Origin of the sequence: Streptomyces sp. CG 926 (assembly GCF_003148825.1) — a bacterium.
Lineage (GTDB): Bacteria > Actinomycetota > Actinomycetes > Streptomycetales > Streptomycetaceae > Streptomyces.
Genome location: NZ_QGGZ01000001.1, coordinates 105,481 through 119,098 on the forward strand (window position 1 = coordinate 105,481; position 13,618 = coordinate 119,098).

At 72.3% G+C, this 13,618-nt stretch carries 13 protein-coding genes and 1 pseudogene; 7 read left to right on the plus strand and 7 right to left on the minus strand.

Going from position 1 to position 13,618, the window contains the following annotated elements; translation table 11 throughout:
- Nucleotides 1-412 precede the first annotated feature (412 nt).
- A complete protein-coding gene (locus BCL76_RS00355) occupies nucleotides 413-862 on the plus strand; it encodes a GNAT family N-acetyltransferase (protein ID WP_109777245.1) in 450 nt (149 codons plus the stop codon).
- On the opposite strand, the gene BCL76_RS00360 is transcribed toward BCL76_RS00355, so the two are convergent.
- Nucleotides 840-2,078, minus strand: a complete 1,239-nt coding sequence (locus BCL76_RS00360; RefSeq protein WP_258309308.1) for an MFS transporter — start codon at nucleotides 2,076-2,078, stop codon at nucleotides 840-842. The two genes, BCL76_RS00355 and BCL76_RS00360, sit on opposite strands and share 23 nt — an antisense overlap.
- Before the next feature lie 187 nt (nucleotides 2,079-2,265).
- Here BCL76_RS00360 and BCL76_RS00365 point away from each other — a divergent pair, with 187 nt between their 5' ends.
- Nucleotides 2,266-3,201, plus strand: a complete 936-nt coding sequence (locus BCL76_RS00365) for a LysR family transcriptional regulator (protein ID WP_109777247.1) — start codon at nucleotides 2,266-2,268, stop codon at nucleotides 3,199-3,201.
- A 23-nt stretch (nucleotides 3,202-3,224) separates the two neighbouring features.
- Here BCL76_RS00365 and BCL76_RS00370 read toward each other — a convergent pair whose 3' ends face one another.
- The 4 genes from BCL76_RS00370 to BCL76_RS00385 all read right to left on the minus strand — a co-directional run bounded on the left by BCL76_RS00370 (nucleotide 3,225) and on the right by BCL76_RS00385 (nucleotide 5,752).
- Nucleotides 3,225-3,977 (minus strand): anti-sigma factor, encoded by a 753-nt coding sequence (locus BCL76_RS00370; RefSeq protein WP_109777248.1) that lies wholly within the window; start codon nucleotides 3,975-3,977, stop codon nucleotides 3,225-3,227.
- Nucleotides 3,974-4,642, minus strand: a complete 669-nt coding sequence (gene sigK / locus BCL76_RS00375; protein WP_109778251.1) for an ECF RNA polymerase sigma factor SigK — start codon at nucleotides 4,640-4,642, stop codon at nucleotides 3,974-3,976. The genes BCL76_RS00370 and sigK overlap by 4 nt, the downstream gene beginning before the upstream one ends.
- Nucleotides 4,643-4,816: 174 nt before the next feature.
- Nucleotides 4,817-5,236: an ATP-binding protein gene (locus BCL76_RS00380; RefSeq protein ID WP_109777249.1), complete on the minus strand. Its 420-nt coding sequence runs from the start codon at nucleotides 5,234-5,236 to the stop codon at nucleotides 4,817-4,819.
- A 141-nt stretch (nucleotides 5,237-5,377) separates the two neighbouring features.
- A complete protein-coding gene (locus tag BCL76_RS00385; RefSeq protein WP_109777250.1) occupies nucleotides 5,378-5,752 on the minus strand; it encodes a hypothetical protein in 375 nt (124 codons plus the stop codon).
- Between the two features lie 264 nt (nucleotides 5,753-6,016).
- Here BCL76_RS00385 and BCL76_RS00390 point away from each other — a divergent pair.
- Nucleotides 6,017-6,335 (plus strand): annotated as a pseudogene (locus tag BCL76_RS00390) (TOBE domain-containing protein).
- A 33-nt stretch (nucleotides 6,336-6,368) separates the two neighbouring features.
- On the opposite strand, the gene BCL76_RS00395 reads toward BCL76_RS00390, so the two are convergent.
- The gene (locus tag BCL76_RS00395; RefSeq protein ID WP_109777252.1) at nucleotides 6,369-7,838 is read right to left on the minus strand and encodes a PucR family transcriptional regulator; all 1,470 of its coding nucleotides are present in this window, start codon (nucleotides 7,836-7,838) and stop codon (nucleotides 6,369-6,371) included.
- Between the two features lie 226 nt (nucleotides 7,839-8,064).
- Here BCL76_RS00395 and BCL76_RS00400 point away from each other — a divergent pair, with 226 nt between their 5' ends.
- The 3 genes from BCL76_RS00400 to BCL76_RS00410 all read left to right on the plus strand — a co-directional run bounded on the left by BCL76_RS00400 (nucleotide 8,065) and on the right by BCL76_RS00410 (nucleotide 12,177).
- Nucleotides 8,065-8,889, plus strand: coding sequence for an FAD binding domain-containing protein (locus BCL76_RS00400; protein WP_109777253.1), 825 nt, complete (start codon nucleotides 8,065-8,067; stop codon nucleotides 8,887-8,889).
- Nucleotides 8,886-11,654 (plus strand): molybdopterin-dependent oxidoreductase, encoded by a 2,769-nt coding sequence (locus BCL76_RS00405; RefSeq protein ID WP_109777254.1) that lies wholly within the window; start codon nucleotides 8,886-8,888, stop codon nucleotides 11,652-11,654. Before BCL76_RS00400 ends, BCL76_RS00405 begins: the two co-directional genes overlap by 4 nt.
- Nucleotides 11,655-11,736: 82 nt before the next feature.
- On the plus strand, nucleotides 11,737-12,177 hold the full coding sequence (locus BCL76_RS00410; RefSeq protein ID WP_109777255.1) for a molybdopterin-dependent oxidoreductase: 441 nt from the start codon (nucleotides 11,737-11,739) through the stop codon (nucleotides 12,175-12,177).
- 77 nt (nucleotides 12,178-12,254) lie between these two features.
- Here the strand turns inward: BCL76_RS00410 and BCL76_RS00415 are convergent, their stop codons facing one another.
- Nucleotides 12,255-12,674, minus strand: coding sequence for a TOBE domain-containing protein (locus BCL76_RS00415; protein WP_109777256.1), 420 nt, complete (start codon nucleotides 12,672-12,674; stop codon nucleotides 12,255-12,257).
- Between the two features lie 148 nt (nucleotides 12,675-12,822).
- Between BCL76_RS00415 and BCL76_RS00420 the strand changes: the two genes are divergently transcribed.
- Nucleotides 12,823-13,479 (plus strand): DUF2278 family protein, encoded by a 657-nt coding sequence (locus BCL76_RS00420; RefSeq protein ID WP_109777257.1) that lies wholly within the window; start codon nucleotides 12,823-12,825, stop codon nucleotides 13,477-13,479.
- The last annotated feature ends 139 nt before the right edge of the window (nucleotides 13,480-13,618 follow it).

A 13,618-nucleotide genomic window follows, 5' to 3' on the forward strand; every position in this document is an offset into this window, starting at 1 on the left:
GGGCGACCCCGGAAGGGACACGACCGGCATATACATGCCCATCAGGCCGTCCACCTGGCAGATATCCATCCCGACGACCGATTCACCTCTTGGATGATCAACCGTGACGGCATCCGATCGAACGGCTCGATTCCGTGCCCCGAGCCAGGTGCCGCCCCGGGGGCACCCCTGGTTGACTGGCCGTGGCCACCACCCTGCGGACCGCTTGGCGGCTCTCGCGGTCACGGAGTGACCTGGTCCAGGAAGCCCCCGCGCGGCGACAGCGGTGTTCGGCGCGCGGGGCTTCGCCGATCGCACCCGTACATCGTGGCGCTGCGACGGCCCGCGTTTCGACACCCCGGCACCTGCCGAGCCGGCCGGACTCCCGCATGATCGATGTTCCGCCTTCCTCCGATCACGGGAGTCCAGCCTCATGCCCGACATCAGCGTGCGTTCCGTCCGGGACGGCGACTTCGACCGGTGGCGCGTCCTGTACCGCGGCTACGCCGACTTCTACGGTGTGGAGCAGACCGAGGAGGCGGCCGCCACGGTGTGGTCCTGGGTGACCGACCCCGGACACGAGGTCAACGCCTTGGTGGCCGAGGACGCCGAGGGTCGACTGTTGGGCCTCGCCCACTACCGTCCGTTCGCGCGCCCGCTCTCCGCGACGGTCGGCTGCTTCCTCGACGACCTGTTCGTGGCCCCGCAGCACCGCGGTTCCGGCGCCGCCGATCTGCTGCTCGGCGCGCTGCGCGAGCTCGCGGCCGAGCGGGGCTGGAGCGTGGTCCGCTGGATCACCGCCGATGACAACCACCGCGCCCGCGCCAAGTACGACCAGGTCGCCACGCGGACCATGTGGGTCACCTACGACATGACCCCCTGAACCCCGTCCGCACCGGCGCCTCCTCCCCCTGACCGGGCGCCCGGTCACGCCGGGGCAGCAGGAGCGGGGTGGTCAGCATCAGCAGCCCCGCGACGGTGAGGGCGGTACGGGGGCCGGTCACCTCGGCGAGCAGACCGGCGAGCGCGGTGAGGACGGCGATGGACGCCTGCTGACCGATCGACCAGGCCGACAGGGTGCGGGCGACGAGGTGATCCGGGGTGTGTTCGAGCCGGTAGGTGGCGAGCACCGGGGTGTAGAGGCTCATGTTGACGATGATCGCCAGCTCGACGGCCATCACGGTGACGAGGCCGACGACGCCGGGCCGGACGAAGGCCAGCCCGATCAGCCAGACGGCGCGCAGGGTACCGACGGTCCGCAGGACCCGGTGCCGGCCGTGGCGGGCCACGACCCGGCGGGCCAGCCGGGAGCCGACCAGCCCGCCGAGACAGGGTACGGCGAAGGCGAGTGCGTACTGCCAGGGCGGGAAGCCCAGTCCGCGGAGCAGGAGCACGGCCAGCAACGGCTCGGTTGCCATGATCAGACCGGAGACGAGCAGGTTGTTGAGGTAGAGCGCCCGCAGGTCGGGACGGCCCAGGAGGTGGCGCCAGCCGTCGAGCAGGGCGCCCGCCCGGCTCGCGGTCCCTCCGGCAGGTCGCGGCGCTCGGTCCCGGTCCCGGTCCCGCCCGCGGATCGCGCTGAGGGCCAGCGCGGAGAACAGGTGGCTGAGCGCGTCGGCCGCCACGGTGACGACCGGCCCGAACAGGCCGATCGCCGCCCCGCCCAGGGGTGGTCCGACCGCGATGGAGCTCCAGTTCGTGGACTCGAACCGCGCGTTGGCCACGAGCAGGTCGTCCGGTCGGACGAGGGCCTTGAGGTACGCGCCGCCGGCGGCGTTGAAGGCGATCTTGGCCGCGGCGACCACCGCCGAGACCACGAGCAGCTGTCCGATACCGAGCCACCCGAGGACGTAGGCGACCGGGATCGTGGCCAGGACCGCGAACCGTGTCAGGTCCATCGCGATCATGACCGGGCGCTTGCGTCGGAACTCCACCCACGGCGCGAGCGGCAGCGCGATCAGCACGCCGACCGCGGGCCCCACCGCGGCCAGTACGGACACCTCACCGGGACCGGCGTCCAAGGCCAGCACGGCGATCAGCGGCAACGCGCCGAACCCCAGCCCGGACCCGTAGGCGCTCACCGCGTACGCCGTCCACAGCAGGCCGAACGACCGACCCAGCGACCTCCTGCCCGTCCTGCCCGGCTCACCCGTCCCGCCCACCACTCCCCCTCCCCGAACAAACCGCTGTTGACCGGAGAGAGCTAAGCGAGCGGTAGACCCGCAGGTCAAACAACCGCACGGCCACATGTGCACAACCATCGGTTGTTCACTAAGGTGGATCGACGTGGATCTCGAAGCAGTACGCACCTTCGTCGCCGTCGCGGAGGCCGGCCGATTCCAGAAGGCCGCCGCCGACCTGTCCATCACCCAGCAGGCCGTCTCCAAGCGCGTCGCCGCGCTGGAGCGCGTCCTCGGCGTGCGGCTGTTCACCCGCGCGCCCCGCGGCGCCGAGCTCACCATCGACGGCCAGGCGTTCCTGCCGCACGCGCACGAGGTGCTGCGCGTCGCCGAGCGCGCGGTGGCGTCCGTGCGCCCCGGCCACCGTCCGCTACGTGTCGACGTGATCGCCTCGCGCGGCGCGCAGTCGGGCCTGATGCGCGGCTTCCACCGCGCCTACCCGGACATCGACCTCGACGTGGTGATGCTGTTCGAGATCGAGACGGCCCTCGCGGCGATCCGGTCCGGGTCCATCGACGCGTCCTTCCGCGCCGTCACCGCTCCCGGTCGGCCGCTGCCCGAGGACATCGAGTCCGTGCGGGTGCTCGACGAGCCGCTCCAGCTCCTCACCGGCCCCGCCCACGCGCTCGCGGGCGCCCGATCGGTGACCGTCGCGCAGCTCGCCGGGCACCGGATCTGGATGCCCGGCATCGTCCCCGGTACCGAGTGGGGCGCCTACTACGACGACCTCGTCGCCGAGTTCGGCCTCACCATCGAGGCCACGGGCCCCAACTTCGGCTCCGACGCGCTCCTCGACACCATCGCCGACACCCCGGCCCTGGCCACCTTCATGGGCGAGCACACCCGCCTCATCTGGCCGGCCGACCACGGCCTGCGCCGCATTCCGGTGACCGATCCGACGCCCGTGTACCCGCACTCGCTCCTGTGGCACCGCGACAATCCCCACCCGGCCCTGGCCACCCTGCGCGCCTACCTCGCCGCCTCGACGGCCGGCCCCGCCGCCGCCGGGACCTGGGTACCGGACTGGGTGGATCCGCGCTGAAGGTGCTCGGCCCCGCTTCCGGGTCAGGCGGGCAGGTCCATCAGGAGCAGGGGCTCCGTGGTGGGTTGCCGGGATCCTCCGGTGGGTTCGAGGGTGAGGCCGATCGCGGCGGCGTCGGCGGTGTCGCCGTCGACGAGGACGCTGCCGTCCTGGTGGATGAAACCGGCCGGGCGCATGGTGCCGTCGTGGTCCAGCCACAGCTGGTAGGTCGTGCCGGGGACGGGCGCGGGCAGTCCACCGGCGGTGAAGACGGCCTTGTTGCGGACCGCCGAGGAGACGACGGTGGCCGTGGCTCCGTTGCTGGTGCGGCCGTGGGCCGCGCGGGCGTCGGGAGCCGCCAGGACCGTACTGACGTCGTCCAGGCGCTGCTCGATCTGTCGGGCCTGCTGTTCGTAGTGCCGAATCTCCTGGTGCTGCCAGGCGGCCAGCCCCGCGAACAGGGCCGCGGCGGCCACGCTCGCGGCGACGACGAACCGTCCGGCCTTGCGGCGTAGCGCGCCGCGCGGCGGGATCGGGGACACGGGGGTGGAGCCGCGGGGCGGGAGTTGGCGCACGCCGTCGACGGCCGCCAGGGTCCGCTCCTTCATGGAGGGCGGTGGCGGCAGGGCCACGGCGGCGGCCAGCCGGGCGGCGGTGGCCTGGAACTCGGCCACTTCCTGCCGGCACTCCTCGCACCGGGAGAGGTGGTCGGTGAACGGCTCGTGTTCGCCGGGGTCCAGGGCGTCGAGCGCGTAGGCGGCGGCGAGGGCGTGGCTGTCGGACCGGTGCTGGTTCATGTGGTCACCCCCATGCAGTCGCGGAGCCGGATCAGTCCGTCGCGCATGCGTGTCTTGACGGTGGGAAGCGGCGTGTGAAGGGCTTCGGCGACCTCGCGGTAGGTCAACCCCTGGTAGTAGGCCAGCGTCACCGCCTGGCGCTGGAGTTCGGTGAGACCGCGCAGGCAGCGGCGGACCTGTTCGCTGTCCAGGCGGGTCTCGACCTGTTCGGCGACCTCGTCGAATGCGGTGCGGTGCTCGCGGGCGGCCTGCGCGTGTTCCCGATCGGTGGACGCCTGGGCGGAGCGGACCCGGTCCACGGCCCGGCGGTGGGCGATGGTCGCGGCCCACGTGATGACACTGCCCGAGTCGGGTCGGTAGCGGGCGGCCTGCCGCCACAGGTCGATCATGACCTCCTGGGCGACCTCCTCCGACTGGGCCCGGTCGCGTACGACTTTGATCACGATCCCGATGACCAGGGGGGCGAGGGCGTCGTACAGGACGGAGAACGCCTCCTTGTCGCCGTGGGCCACCTGCCGCATGACCTGGGAGAGGTCGGTGCGGTCGGCGGGCCCTTCGGCGGGGTCGGGGGCGAAGGGGCTCGGTCGGTTCACGGGGCGGGCTCCGGCCGTGGGGACCAGACGCAGGGTCGGCCGGGGGTGTCCGGCCGGGGGCGGGTTGTCCATCGCATGGTGGTCCTTGTCCGGAGAGCGGTGGCCGGACCGGCGCGCGGAGGCGGTGTCGGCCACAGGTCCAGGGGGTTGGGTCTGATGGTTCTTCGTAGCGGAGGCACGGACGGATGGGAGGGCGTTCGCGCTCCGTGACGGTGCACGGTTCCCTCGTTCGAGGGAACCGCCCGGTCAGCCGTCCTGCCAGGTGATCACGGCGATGACCTGCTTGCCGTGCGGCGAGCGGCTGACGAAGAGGTCCGCGCCGAGCGCCAGGACGATCTGCAGCCCGCGACCCCGGGTCGTGTCGGTCCCTCGGCGGTCGCCCCGCCGGGGCAGCGAGAGGGAGCCGTCGCTGACGCAGATCCCCGCTCGGCCGCGGTCCAGGCTGATCGTGAGCGCGTACGGGGGCAGGGCGTGCCGGACCGCGTTGGTGACGAGCTCGGAGGCGATCAGCAGGATGTCGCAGGCGGTCTCCTGCGGGCAGCGCACGGGGTGCAGGGCGAGGGTGCGCGCGGCGCTACGGCGGGCCTCCCCGGCGGCCTGCGGTCCTGACGGCAGGGGGTGGTGCACGGTCCTCGGCCGTGCCGTGGATGCGATTGCGGTGTCCATGACTGTTCCTCCGGTGGCCCGGCAGGATCCGGAAGAGACGGCCCGAGGGCCGGTCCGGACCGGTAGCCGGGAACGGACGGGGTTCCGGGGCGATGACCCCGGAACCCCTTGGTGCCAGGTCGGCGCTACGTCGCGGCGGAGCTACCACTTGCTGTGGCAGTTCCAGTGGCCGGGCGTCCAGTGCTTCGAGTAGCCCTTGCCCCACCAGCCGTCGTGCCAGTTGCCGTGGTGGTCGCGGTAGCCCTGATGCCAGGTGCCGTGCTGCCACTTGGATTCCCAGTGGCCCTTCACCCAGGTGCACCGCTCGTGGCGGTCCCACCGGTTGTGGCGGTCGTCGCGGTCCTGGCGGTGATCACGATCACGGTCGCGGTCATGGGTGGGCGTCGAGCTCACCGTGGCGGACGCCGCCGGGGCGGCGTTCGCCGTGCCGGAGAGGCCCAGCAGCGACCCGCCGGCCAGCAGGCCGACGGACGCGGCCCCCACGAGCAGGCGCCGCGTGCGCAGCGAACCGGTCATCGCACTCACCTCCTTCCCTTCGTCGGACAGTCGGTCCAGCGGCCCCTTCGACCTCAGGAGCCTCATCAGGGATTCGCCGCGAGCAGGACGAGGGATTGGAAAAACCTCACGAGCGGACAAAAGACCCGGACCTGGAGTCGATCACCCGTGACCGACGCGGGCCGCGGCCTCGGCCGGGGCCACGTCACCGGATCCGCCGACAGCGGTGGCGGCCGGCGGTGCCTCGCCGTTCGGGGTCGCAGCGGCAGCGCCTATGCTGCGGTCGTGCCGTCGTACTCCATGGGCCTCGCCGCCCAACTGCTGCGCGTGAGCCCCGAAACCGTCCGCCGGTGGACGGAGACGGGCCGCCGGCATGCACCCGTTGCCGCCCGGCACCGCGCTGACCTCCGTACGGAACTCCTTCGCCGGGATCGTCACCGCCGTACGGCTCGACGACGTGGCCGCCCGGGTGGAGATCCAGTCGGGACCGCACCACGTGGTGTCCGTGGTGACCCGGGAGTCGGTCGAGCAGCTCGGCATCGGGGTCGGCTCGACCGTGACGGCCCGGGTGAAGTCCACCGAGGTCCACATCGAACTGCCGTAGGGGCAGGTCGCCTCCGGCGCCCGGCGCGCGCGGTCAGGCGCAGCGCAGCGCCGCGTACAGGTCCAGCTTGTGGTCCAGGCGCGACAGGTCACGGCCCGTCAGGACCTCCACCCGCTCGATCCGGTAGTGCACCGTGTTCACGTGGAGGTGGAGTGCCTCGGCCGTGCGGGCCCAGGAGCAGTTGTTGGCCAGGAAGACCTCCAGGGTGTCCCGCAGCATCCCGTCCCCGAGCGCCCCCAGGAGCCGCGTCCCGTAGACCGTCCGCACCTCCGGCGGGATCCCCGCCATCAGCTCCCCGAGGGTGTCCACCTGCTCGACCCCGCGCACCGGGACCGCCTCGTCGGCCGAGGTCAGCGCGAACCGGGCCTGGCCGAGCGAGGCACGCAGCCCCTCCAGGCCCTCGGCCCGCGCGCCGATGCCCAGCCGCAGCTCCGCCTCCGGTCCCCCGCACTGCTGGAGCAGCGGCCACACCGCCCGGAGCGCGCCGGTCGCGTCGGTGTCCGAGGCTGGGTCCTCGTGCAGCACCGCCACCGACCGCCCCACCGCGTACACCGCGTTCTCCAGGTGGCGCAGGCCCTCCGCCAGGGCGTCGCCCGAGGTCGACGCCAGGACCCGGTACGCCCCTGCGACGGGCAGCCCGGCGCCCGCGAGCGCCTCCTCCAGGGCTCCGGTGTCGGCGGGGGCGGGGCCCGCGAGGGCCCCCTCCAGTACGCCGATCAGCTCCTGCCCGGCCAGCCGCTCCGCGGCGAGCCGGCGGTTCTGCGCGCCCCGGCCCTGGGCGAGCACCTCGGCGATCTCGTGGAGCACCCGCGGGGGCGCCGCGTCGGGGTCGGGCACGTGCAGCTGCCAGGCGTCGTACGGGGAGCTCTCGGTCTCGATCCGCAGCCAGACCCCGCCGCGCGCGGAGCCGGCCGACGCCTGCCGGGCGGGCAGCTCCGGGGCGGACGGGGTACGGGCCACCGTGCGGCCGCCGGCGGTCAGCAGGTAGCAGGACACCCGGCCGAGGTGCGCGCACGCGCGGTCCAGGAGTTCGTCCGGGCCCGCCCCCGCCTCGACGAGCCGGCTCAGCTCGCCGCGCACGTTCTCCGGGAGGGCGAAGAGCCGGGTCGGGCGACGGCTCAGGTCGCCCCACTGCCGTAGGTAGACGGCCTCGGTGACCGCCCGGAAGCTGGTGCGCGCGGGGACGGCCACGAGCGGCACCCGGTGGCTGCGGCAGGCGTCGACGACCTCGTCGGGGACCCTGCCGTGGGTCTCCTCCCCGGCCAGCAGCGCCGTGGCTCCGGCGTCGGCGAGCGCGCCGACGAAGCGGTCCGCCTTGCCCACGTCCCCCTCGGCCCACCACACGAGTCCGCTCAGCACGAGCTCCCCGGGCCCCAGGAATCGGCCGGGCTCCTCCAGGTCGGTGGCGGTGACACCGGCGACCTCTTGGCCGAGAAGGGTTTCCTCGCCCCAGAGCAGGCTGAGGCCGAGGCTGTCGAGCTGGAGCAGGTCGAGGACGTGCATGGCGGGGGCTCCTTGCGGTGGGCGGATGCCCACATTCGCGAGGCGAATAGAGGCTGAGTCATCGTAAATGCTAGGTGAAGCACCCGGTATGCCTCTTGGTTGATCCTCCAGGAAGCAGGGCTGCGGCCTCGTTCGATTCCGTGGCCGGGACCAGTCGTTTCGTACCCGCTCCCGTTGCTTCACTGGCCGAAACCCCCTGTCAGGCCGGAAAGGCTGGTGGCGCGAATTGGATCTCAACACGGTGCTCGACGTGCGCGACGCGCGCCGCCGCGAACCCTGGCGTCCCGGTGACGCCTGGCTCGGCGGCGGTACGTACCTCTTCTCCGAGCCCCAGCCGCACATCCGCCGCCTGGTCGACCTCTCCCGCATGGGCTGGCCGCCCCTGTCCTGGCAGCCCGACGGCTCCCTGGACATCGCCGCGACCTGCACGATCACCGAGCTCTCGCGGTTCGCCCGGACCCTGCCGACCACGGCCGCCCCGCTCTTCGAGCAGTGCTGCCGGGCCTTCCTGGCCAGCTTCAAGATCTGGAACATGGCGACCGTCGGCGGGAACCTGTGCAACGGCCTGCCCGCCGGCCCGATGGTCTCCCTCACGGCCGGCCTCGACGGCACGGTCTTCCTCCAGGGCCAGGACGGCGCCACCCGCCGGATGCCCGTCACCGAGTTCATCCTCGGCGCCGGCGTGAAGAACCTGCGCGACGGTGAGCTGCTGCGGTCCGTGCGCCTGCCCCCGAACGCGCTGGACTCCCGTACGGCCTTCCGCCAGGCCTCCCTGTACGGACTGGGGCGCTCCGGCGCGCTGGTCATCGGTGCCTGCGACCCCGCCGACGGCTCCCTCGCCGTGACGGTGTCCGCCGCCACCGTCCGCCCCTTCCGGTTCTGGTTCGCGCTGCCGCCCACGGCCGCCGAACTGCGCGAGACGATCGACGGCGCCGTCCGGCCGGACGAGTGGTACGACGACATCCACGGACTGCCCGAATGGCGTCGCCACATGGCCCTGCGCCTGGCCGAGGAGATCCGCCGCGAGCTCACCACCGAGGACCACCGATGACGTACGAGATCGAGATCAACAAGCGGCGTTTCGACACCGAGCCGCGCGCCGGTCAGTGCCTGCGCACCTACCTGCGCGAACGCGGCTGGTTCGGCGTGAAGAAGGGCTGCGACCAGGGCGACTGCGGGGCCTGCACGGTCCACGTCGACGGACAGCCCGTGCACAGCTGCCTCTACCCGGCCGTCCGCGCCGAGGGCCGCTCCGTCACCACCGTGGAGGGCCTCGCCTGCTCCGGCGGCGAACTCCACCCGGCGCAGCAGCAGTTCCTGGACGCCCAGGGCTTCCAGTGCGGCTTCTGCACCGCCGGGTTCCTGATGACCACCGCCGCCCTCCAGGCGGAGGAGGGCACCGCTCACGACGACGGCAAACTCCAGGACCTGCCGCGCGCCTTCAAGGGCAACATCTGCCGCTGTACGGGCTACCGGGCCATTGAGGACGCCGTGCGCGGGGTCAAGCACACCGAGGCCCCGGAGGCCGGTCAGGCGGTGGGCAGGTCCCTGGGCGCGCCCGCCGGACCCCTCGTCGTCACCGGTACTGCCCGCTACACCTTCGACGTCGAGGTGCCCGGGCTGCTGCACATGAAGCTGCTGCGCTCGCCGCACCCGCACGCCCGGATCGTCGACATCGACACCCGGGACGCCCTTCAGGTCCCGGGTGTCCACGCGGTCCTCACCCACCACGACTCCCCCGACCGGCTCTACTCGTCCGCCCGGCACGAGCATCCGACCGAGGACCCGATGGACACCCGCGTCCTGGACGACGTGGTCCGCTTCGTCGGGCAGCGCGTGGCGGCCGTCGTCGCCGACAGCGAGCAGGCCGCCGAGGAGGGCTGCCGCCGCGTGGTGGTCACCTACGAGGAGCTCCCGTACGTCATCGACCCGGAGGAGGCCATGCTTCCGGGCGCACCCGTCCTCCACCCCAAGGGTCCCGAGTCGGGGATCTTCCGCGCCGAGAACAACCTGTGCGGCGAGGTCCACAACACGATCGGCGACATGGAGGAGGGGTACGCGCAGGCGGACGTCGTCCACGAGGAGACCTTCCAGACCCAGCGCGTGCAGCACGCCAGCCTGGAGACCCACGGCAGCGTCGCGTACTTCGAACCCAAGGAGGACGGCGACGGCGAGCGCATCACCGTCCGCTCCTCCACCCAGGCCCCGTTCCTGACCCGGCGGGCGCTGTGCGCGCTCTACGACCTGAACGAGGACGAGGTCCGTGTCGTCGCGGGCCGCGTGGGCGGCGGGTTCGGCGGCAAGCAGGAGATGCTCACCGAGGACATCGTGGTCCTCGCCGCCCTGAAGCTGCGTCGGCCGGTGAAACTCGAATTCACCCGGGCCGAGCAGTTCTACGGGGCCACCACCCGCCACCCCTTCAAGATCACCGTCAAGATCGGCGCCAAGGCCGACGGCACCCTGACCGCGCTGCGCATCCGCGTGGTCTCCAACACCGGGGCCTACGGCAACCACGGCCCGGCGGTCATGTTCCACAGCGTGGGCGAGTCCTTCGCCGTCTACAAGGCGCCGAACAAGGAGGTGGAGGCCTACTCCGTCTACACCAACGGGGTCCCGGCCGGCGCCTTCCGCGGCTACGGCCTCGGCCAGGTCCTCTTCGCCCTCGAATCGGTGATGGACGAGCTCGCCATCCGGCTCGGCATGGACCCGCTCGAACTGCGCGAGAAGAACGTCATCGGCGCCGGCGACCACCTGGTCACCCCGATCGGCCACGAGGAGGACCTGTTCATCGCCTCGTACGGGATGAAGCAGTGCATGGACGTGGTCCGCAAGGCCATCGCCGAGGACCGCAGCCACGAGGACGTACCGGAGGGCTGGCTCACCGGCACCGGATCGGCCGTCGCCATGATCGCGACCGGCCCGCCGGGCGGCCACTTCGCCGACGCCCGGGTCTCGCTGCTGCGCGACGGCACGTACGACATCGCCGTCGGCACGGCGGAGTTCGGCAACGGCACGACCACCGTCCACAAGCAGATCACGGCAGGCGCCCTGAACACGACGGTGGACCGGATCGCGATCCGCCAGTCGGACACGGACGTCGTCCGGCACGACACCGGCGCGTTCGGCTCGGCCGGCACGGTGGTGGCGGGCAAGGCCGTGATGCTGGCGGCGAACTCGCTGGCCGAGCGCCTGCTGACCTTCGCGGCCCGCCACACGGGCGTGGCCCGCCACCTGTGCAAGCTGGGGCCCGAGGCCTTCGACTGCGCGGGCCGGGTCGTCACCCTCAAGGAGTTGTACGAGGCCGCGTACGACAAGGGCAAGCTGGAGGAGACGGCCGCGGACGGCCACTGGACCGGCTCCCCCCGCTCGGTGGCCTTCAACGCCCAGTGGTTCCGCCTCGCCGTGGACCCGCACACCGGCGAGATGAAGATCCTGCGCAGTGTGCACGCGGCGGACGCCGGCAAGGTCATGAACCCGATGCAGTGCCGCGGCCAGGTGGAGGGCGGTGTGGCCCAGGCGCTGGGCGCCACCCTCTTCGAGACGGTACGGGTGAACGAGCGCGGCGAGGTCACCACGGCGGCGTTCCGCCGCTACCGGCTCCCGCAGTACGCGGACATCCCGCGCACGGAGGTGCACTTCATGGAGACCTCGGACTCGATCGGCCCGCTCGGCGCGAAGTCCATGAGCGAGAGCCCCTTCAACCCGGTGGGTCCGGCCTTCGCCAACGCCCTGCGGGACGCGACCGGGGTGCGGTTCACCGAGATGCCCGTGACGAGGGATGTCGTCTGGCAGAAAATGCAAGCCGCAAGGGAGTAGGGAGGCTCATATGCGACTCACATAGTGAGATAAGGATGGCAGATACGTTTCCGGGACCACGAGATCTGGAAATCGGACTCGTATGGCCGAACTCATGCTGCACGGCGATCTCGACCGCCCTGCCCTGCTCAGCGTCGCCGACCTGCGCGAATGGAAGCAGCACCGGGCCAAGGTGGTGTTCGACTGCGCGACGAACGGCCCGCAGCACCACGTCTTCGAGGGCGTGCTGCTGCGTGACGTGGTCGCGAGCGCGGGGCCGGCCTTCGACGCCCGGCGCCGCAAGGACCGGTCGCGCTTCCTCCTGGCCGTCAGCGGCGGGGACGGCCACCACAGCGTCCTCGCCTGGGCCGAACTGGACGCCGACTTCGGGGGCAGTCCGGTGCTGCTGGCCACCCGCCTGGACGGGACGGACCTGGACGAGTCCGGGGCCCAGCTGGTGGTCCCGTCGGACCGGTGCGGGGCGCGCTACGTCAGCGCGGTCACGCACGTGTGGTTCGGTGCCCTGGCGACGCCGGACCTCTGAGCACCGCCGGCCTCCGAGCACCGCCGGCCTCCGAGCACCACCGGGCCTCTGAGCACCGCCGGGCCGGCGCTCCCCGTTCAGGCGCCGGCGAGGGAGATCTCGGTCGACTTGATCAGCGCGACGACGGAGGAGCCGGGGACCAGACCCAGCGCCTGGACGCCGTCGGCGGTGACGGCCGCGGTCAGTCCGCCCCCGTTCACGTTGATCTTCACGGCGGCCATGGCCGGGCCGACGGCCACCTCGGACACCGTGCCCGTGATCTGGTTGCGGATGGAGATGTTCTCGACCGGACCGGTGGCCAGGGCCACCTCGGTGGCCTTGACGAGCGCCTTCACCGCGGATCCCGAGGTGATGCCGAGGTCCTTGACGGCGTCGGCGGTGATGGCGGCGGTGATCTCCTGGCCTCCGTCCAGCCGGACCTTGACCGTCGCCATGGCCTCGCCGACGGTGACGGCGGTGACGGTGCCCGCGAGTTGGTTGCGGATGCTGAGACTCATGGTCGACCTCTTACGTAGACGCCTCGCGCGGTCCGAAAGAGCCGCACGGGACCGACCGTAGGGCCACCCGATCCGGCCGGCAGCGATCCTCCACGCGCCCGCGCGCCAGAACCACCCGACCGGCCGGCCCGGTGCTTCACTGGAGAACATGCCATTCGACCGCTACGGCGTACTGGCCGGAACCCTGCACGAACACTTCCGCGACACCCCGGACGACGAAGGCGCCTGGTTCCACGTCAACCTCCGGGTCGACGCCCCGGACGGGCGGTACAAGTGCGCGGTCGACGTGGACAGCCACGACTCGGACACCGGCGTGCAGTGGAAGGTCTTCACCGTGGACGCGGCGGCCCTGGGCCCGGTGGCCGCACTGGCACCCGGCTACCACGAACTCGCCCGCACGCCCGGATCCGGAGCCCTGGACTACATCCGCCATCCCGCCCTGCGCAGGCGCTGGAACCGGCCCGGATGGCTGCCCGCGCCGCTCGGCGAACTCCTCGACCGGCTGCTGGGGTCGTCCCCGCCCTGGACCTCGGGCTCCAATCTCGAAGCCGCCACCGCCTTCGAGCCGATCCTCACCGTCGGACGGTCGATCCTGGTCTTCGGCGAGCCCTTCGACACCGGGCTGGGCGTGCACAACGTCCACCAGAACCAGGGCGACGCCTACGGCAGCCAGTGGTGGCCCGAGAACGGCATCTGGCAGGACGGCGCGACCATGACCCGGCGCCCCGACGGCCGTTACGACGTGTTCCTGAACAAGTTCTCCGGCCAGAAGGACCACACGGACGCCGCCGGCCACCCGGTCTGAGTCCCTCCCGGCCATCGCCCGCGGCGCCCCGTCCGTTCCGGCCGATCAAAGCGCACGAGATCGACCCCGGACCGCCGGGAACCCGGGGCCTTCCCCATCCGACTACTCCCCCGTGGGAGGCGGATCCTCGCCTTCCCGC

What these genes read in the sequence shown, in the direction of transcription:
- BCL76_RS00355 (WP_109777245.1), top strand. Translation starts at nt 413, where the DNA reads ATGCCCGACATCAGCGTGCGTTCCGTCCGGGACGGCGACTTCGACCGG.
- BCL76_RS00370 (WP_109777248.1), bottom strand. Translation starts at nt 3,977, where the DNA reads ATGAACCAGCACCGGTCCGACAGCCACGCCCTCGCCGCCGCCTACGCG.
- sigK (WP_109778251.1), bottom strand. Translation starts at nt 4,642, where the DNA reads ATGGACAACCCGCCCCCGGCCGGACACCCCCGGCCGACCCTGCGTCTG.
- BCL76_RS00380 (WP_109777249.1), bottom strand. Translation starts at nt 5,236, where the DNA reads ATGGACACCGCAATCGCATCCACGGCACGGCCGAGGACCGTGCACCAC.
- BCL76_RS00385 (WP_109777250.1), bottom strand. Translation starts at nt 5,752, where the DNA reads ATGACCGGTTCGCTGCGCACGCGGCGCCTGCTCGTGGGGGCCGCGTCC.
- BCL76_RS00395 (WP_109777252.1), bottom strand. Translation starts at nt 7,838, where the DNA reads ATGCACGTCCTCGACCTGCTCCAGCTCGACAGCCTCGGCCTCAGCCTG.
- BCL76_RS00405 (WP_109777254.1), top strand. Translation starts at nt 8,886, where the DNA reads ATGACGTACGAGATCGAGATCAACAAGCGGCGTTTCGACACCGAGCCG.
- BCL76_RS00410 (WP_109777255.1), top strand. Translation starts at nt 11,737, where the DNA reads ATGGCCGAACTCATGCTGCACGGCGATCTCGACCGCCCTGCCCTGCTC.
- BCL76_RS00415 (WP_109777256.1), bottom strand. Translation starts at nt 12,674, where the DNA reads ATGAGTCTCAGCATCCGCAACCAACTCGCGGGCACCGTCACCGCCGTC.
- BCL76_RS00420 (WP_109777257.1), top strand. Translation starts at nt 12,823, where the DNA reads ATGCCATTCGACCGCTACGGCGTACTGGCCGGAACCCTGCACGAACAC.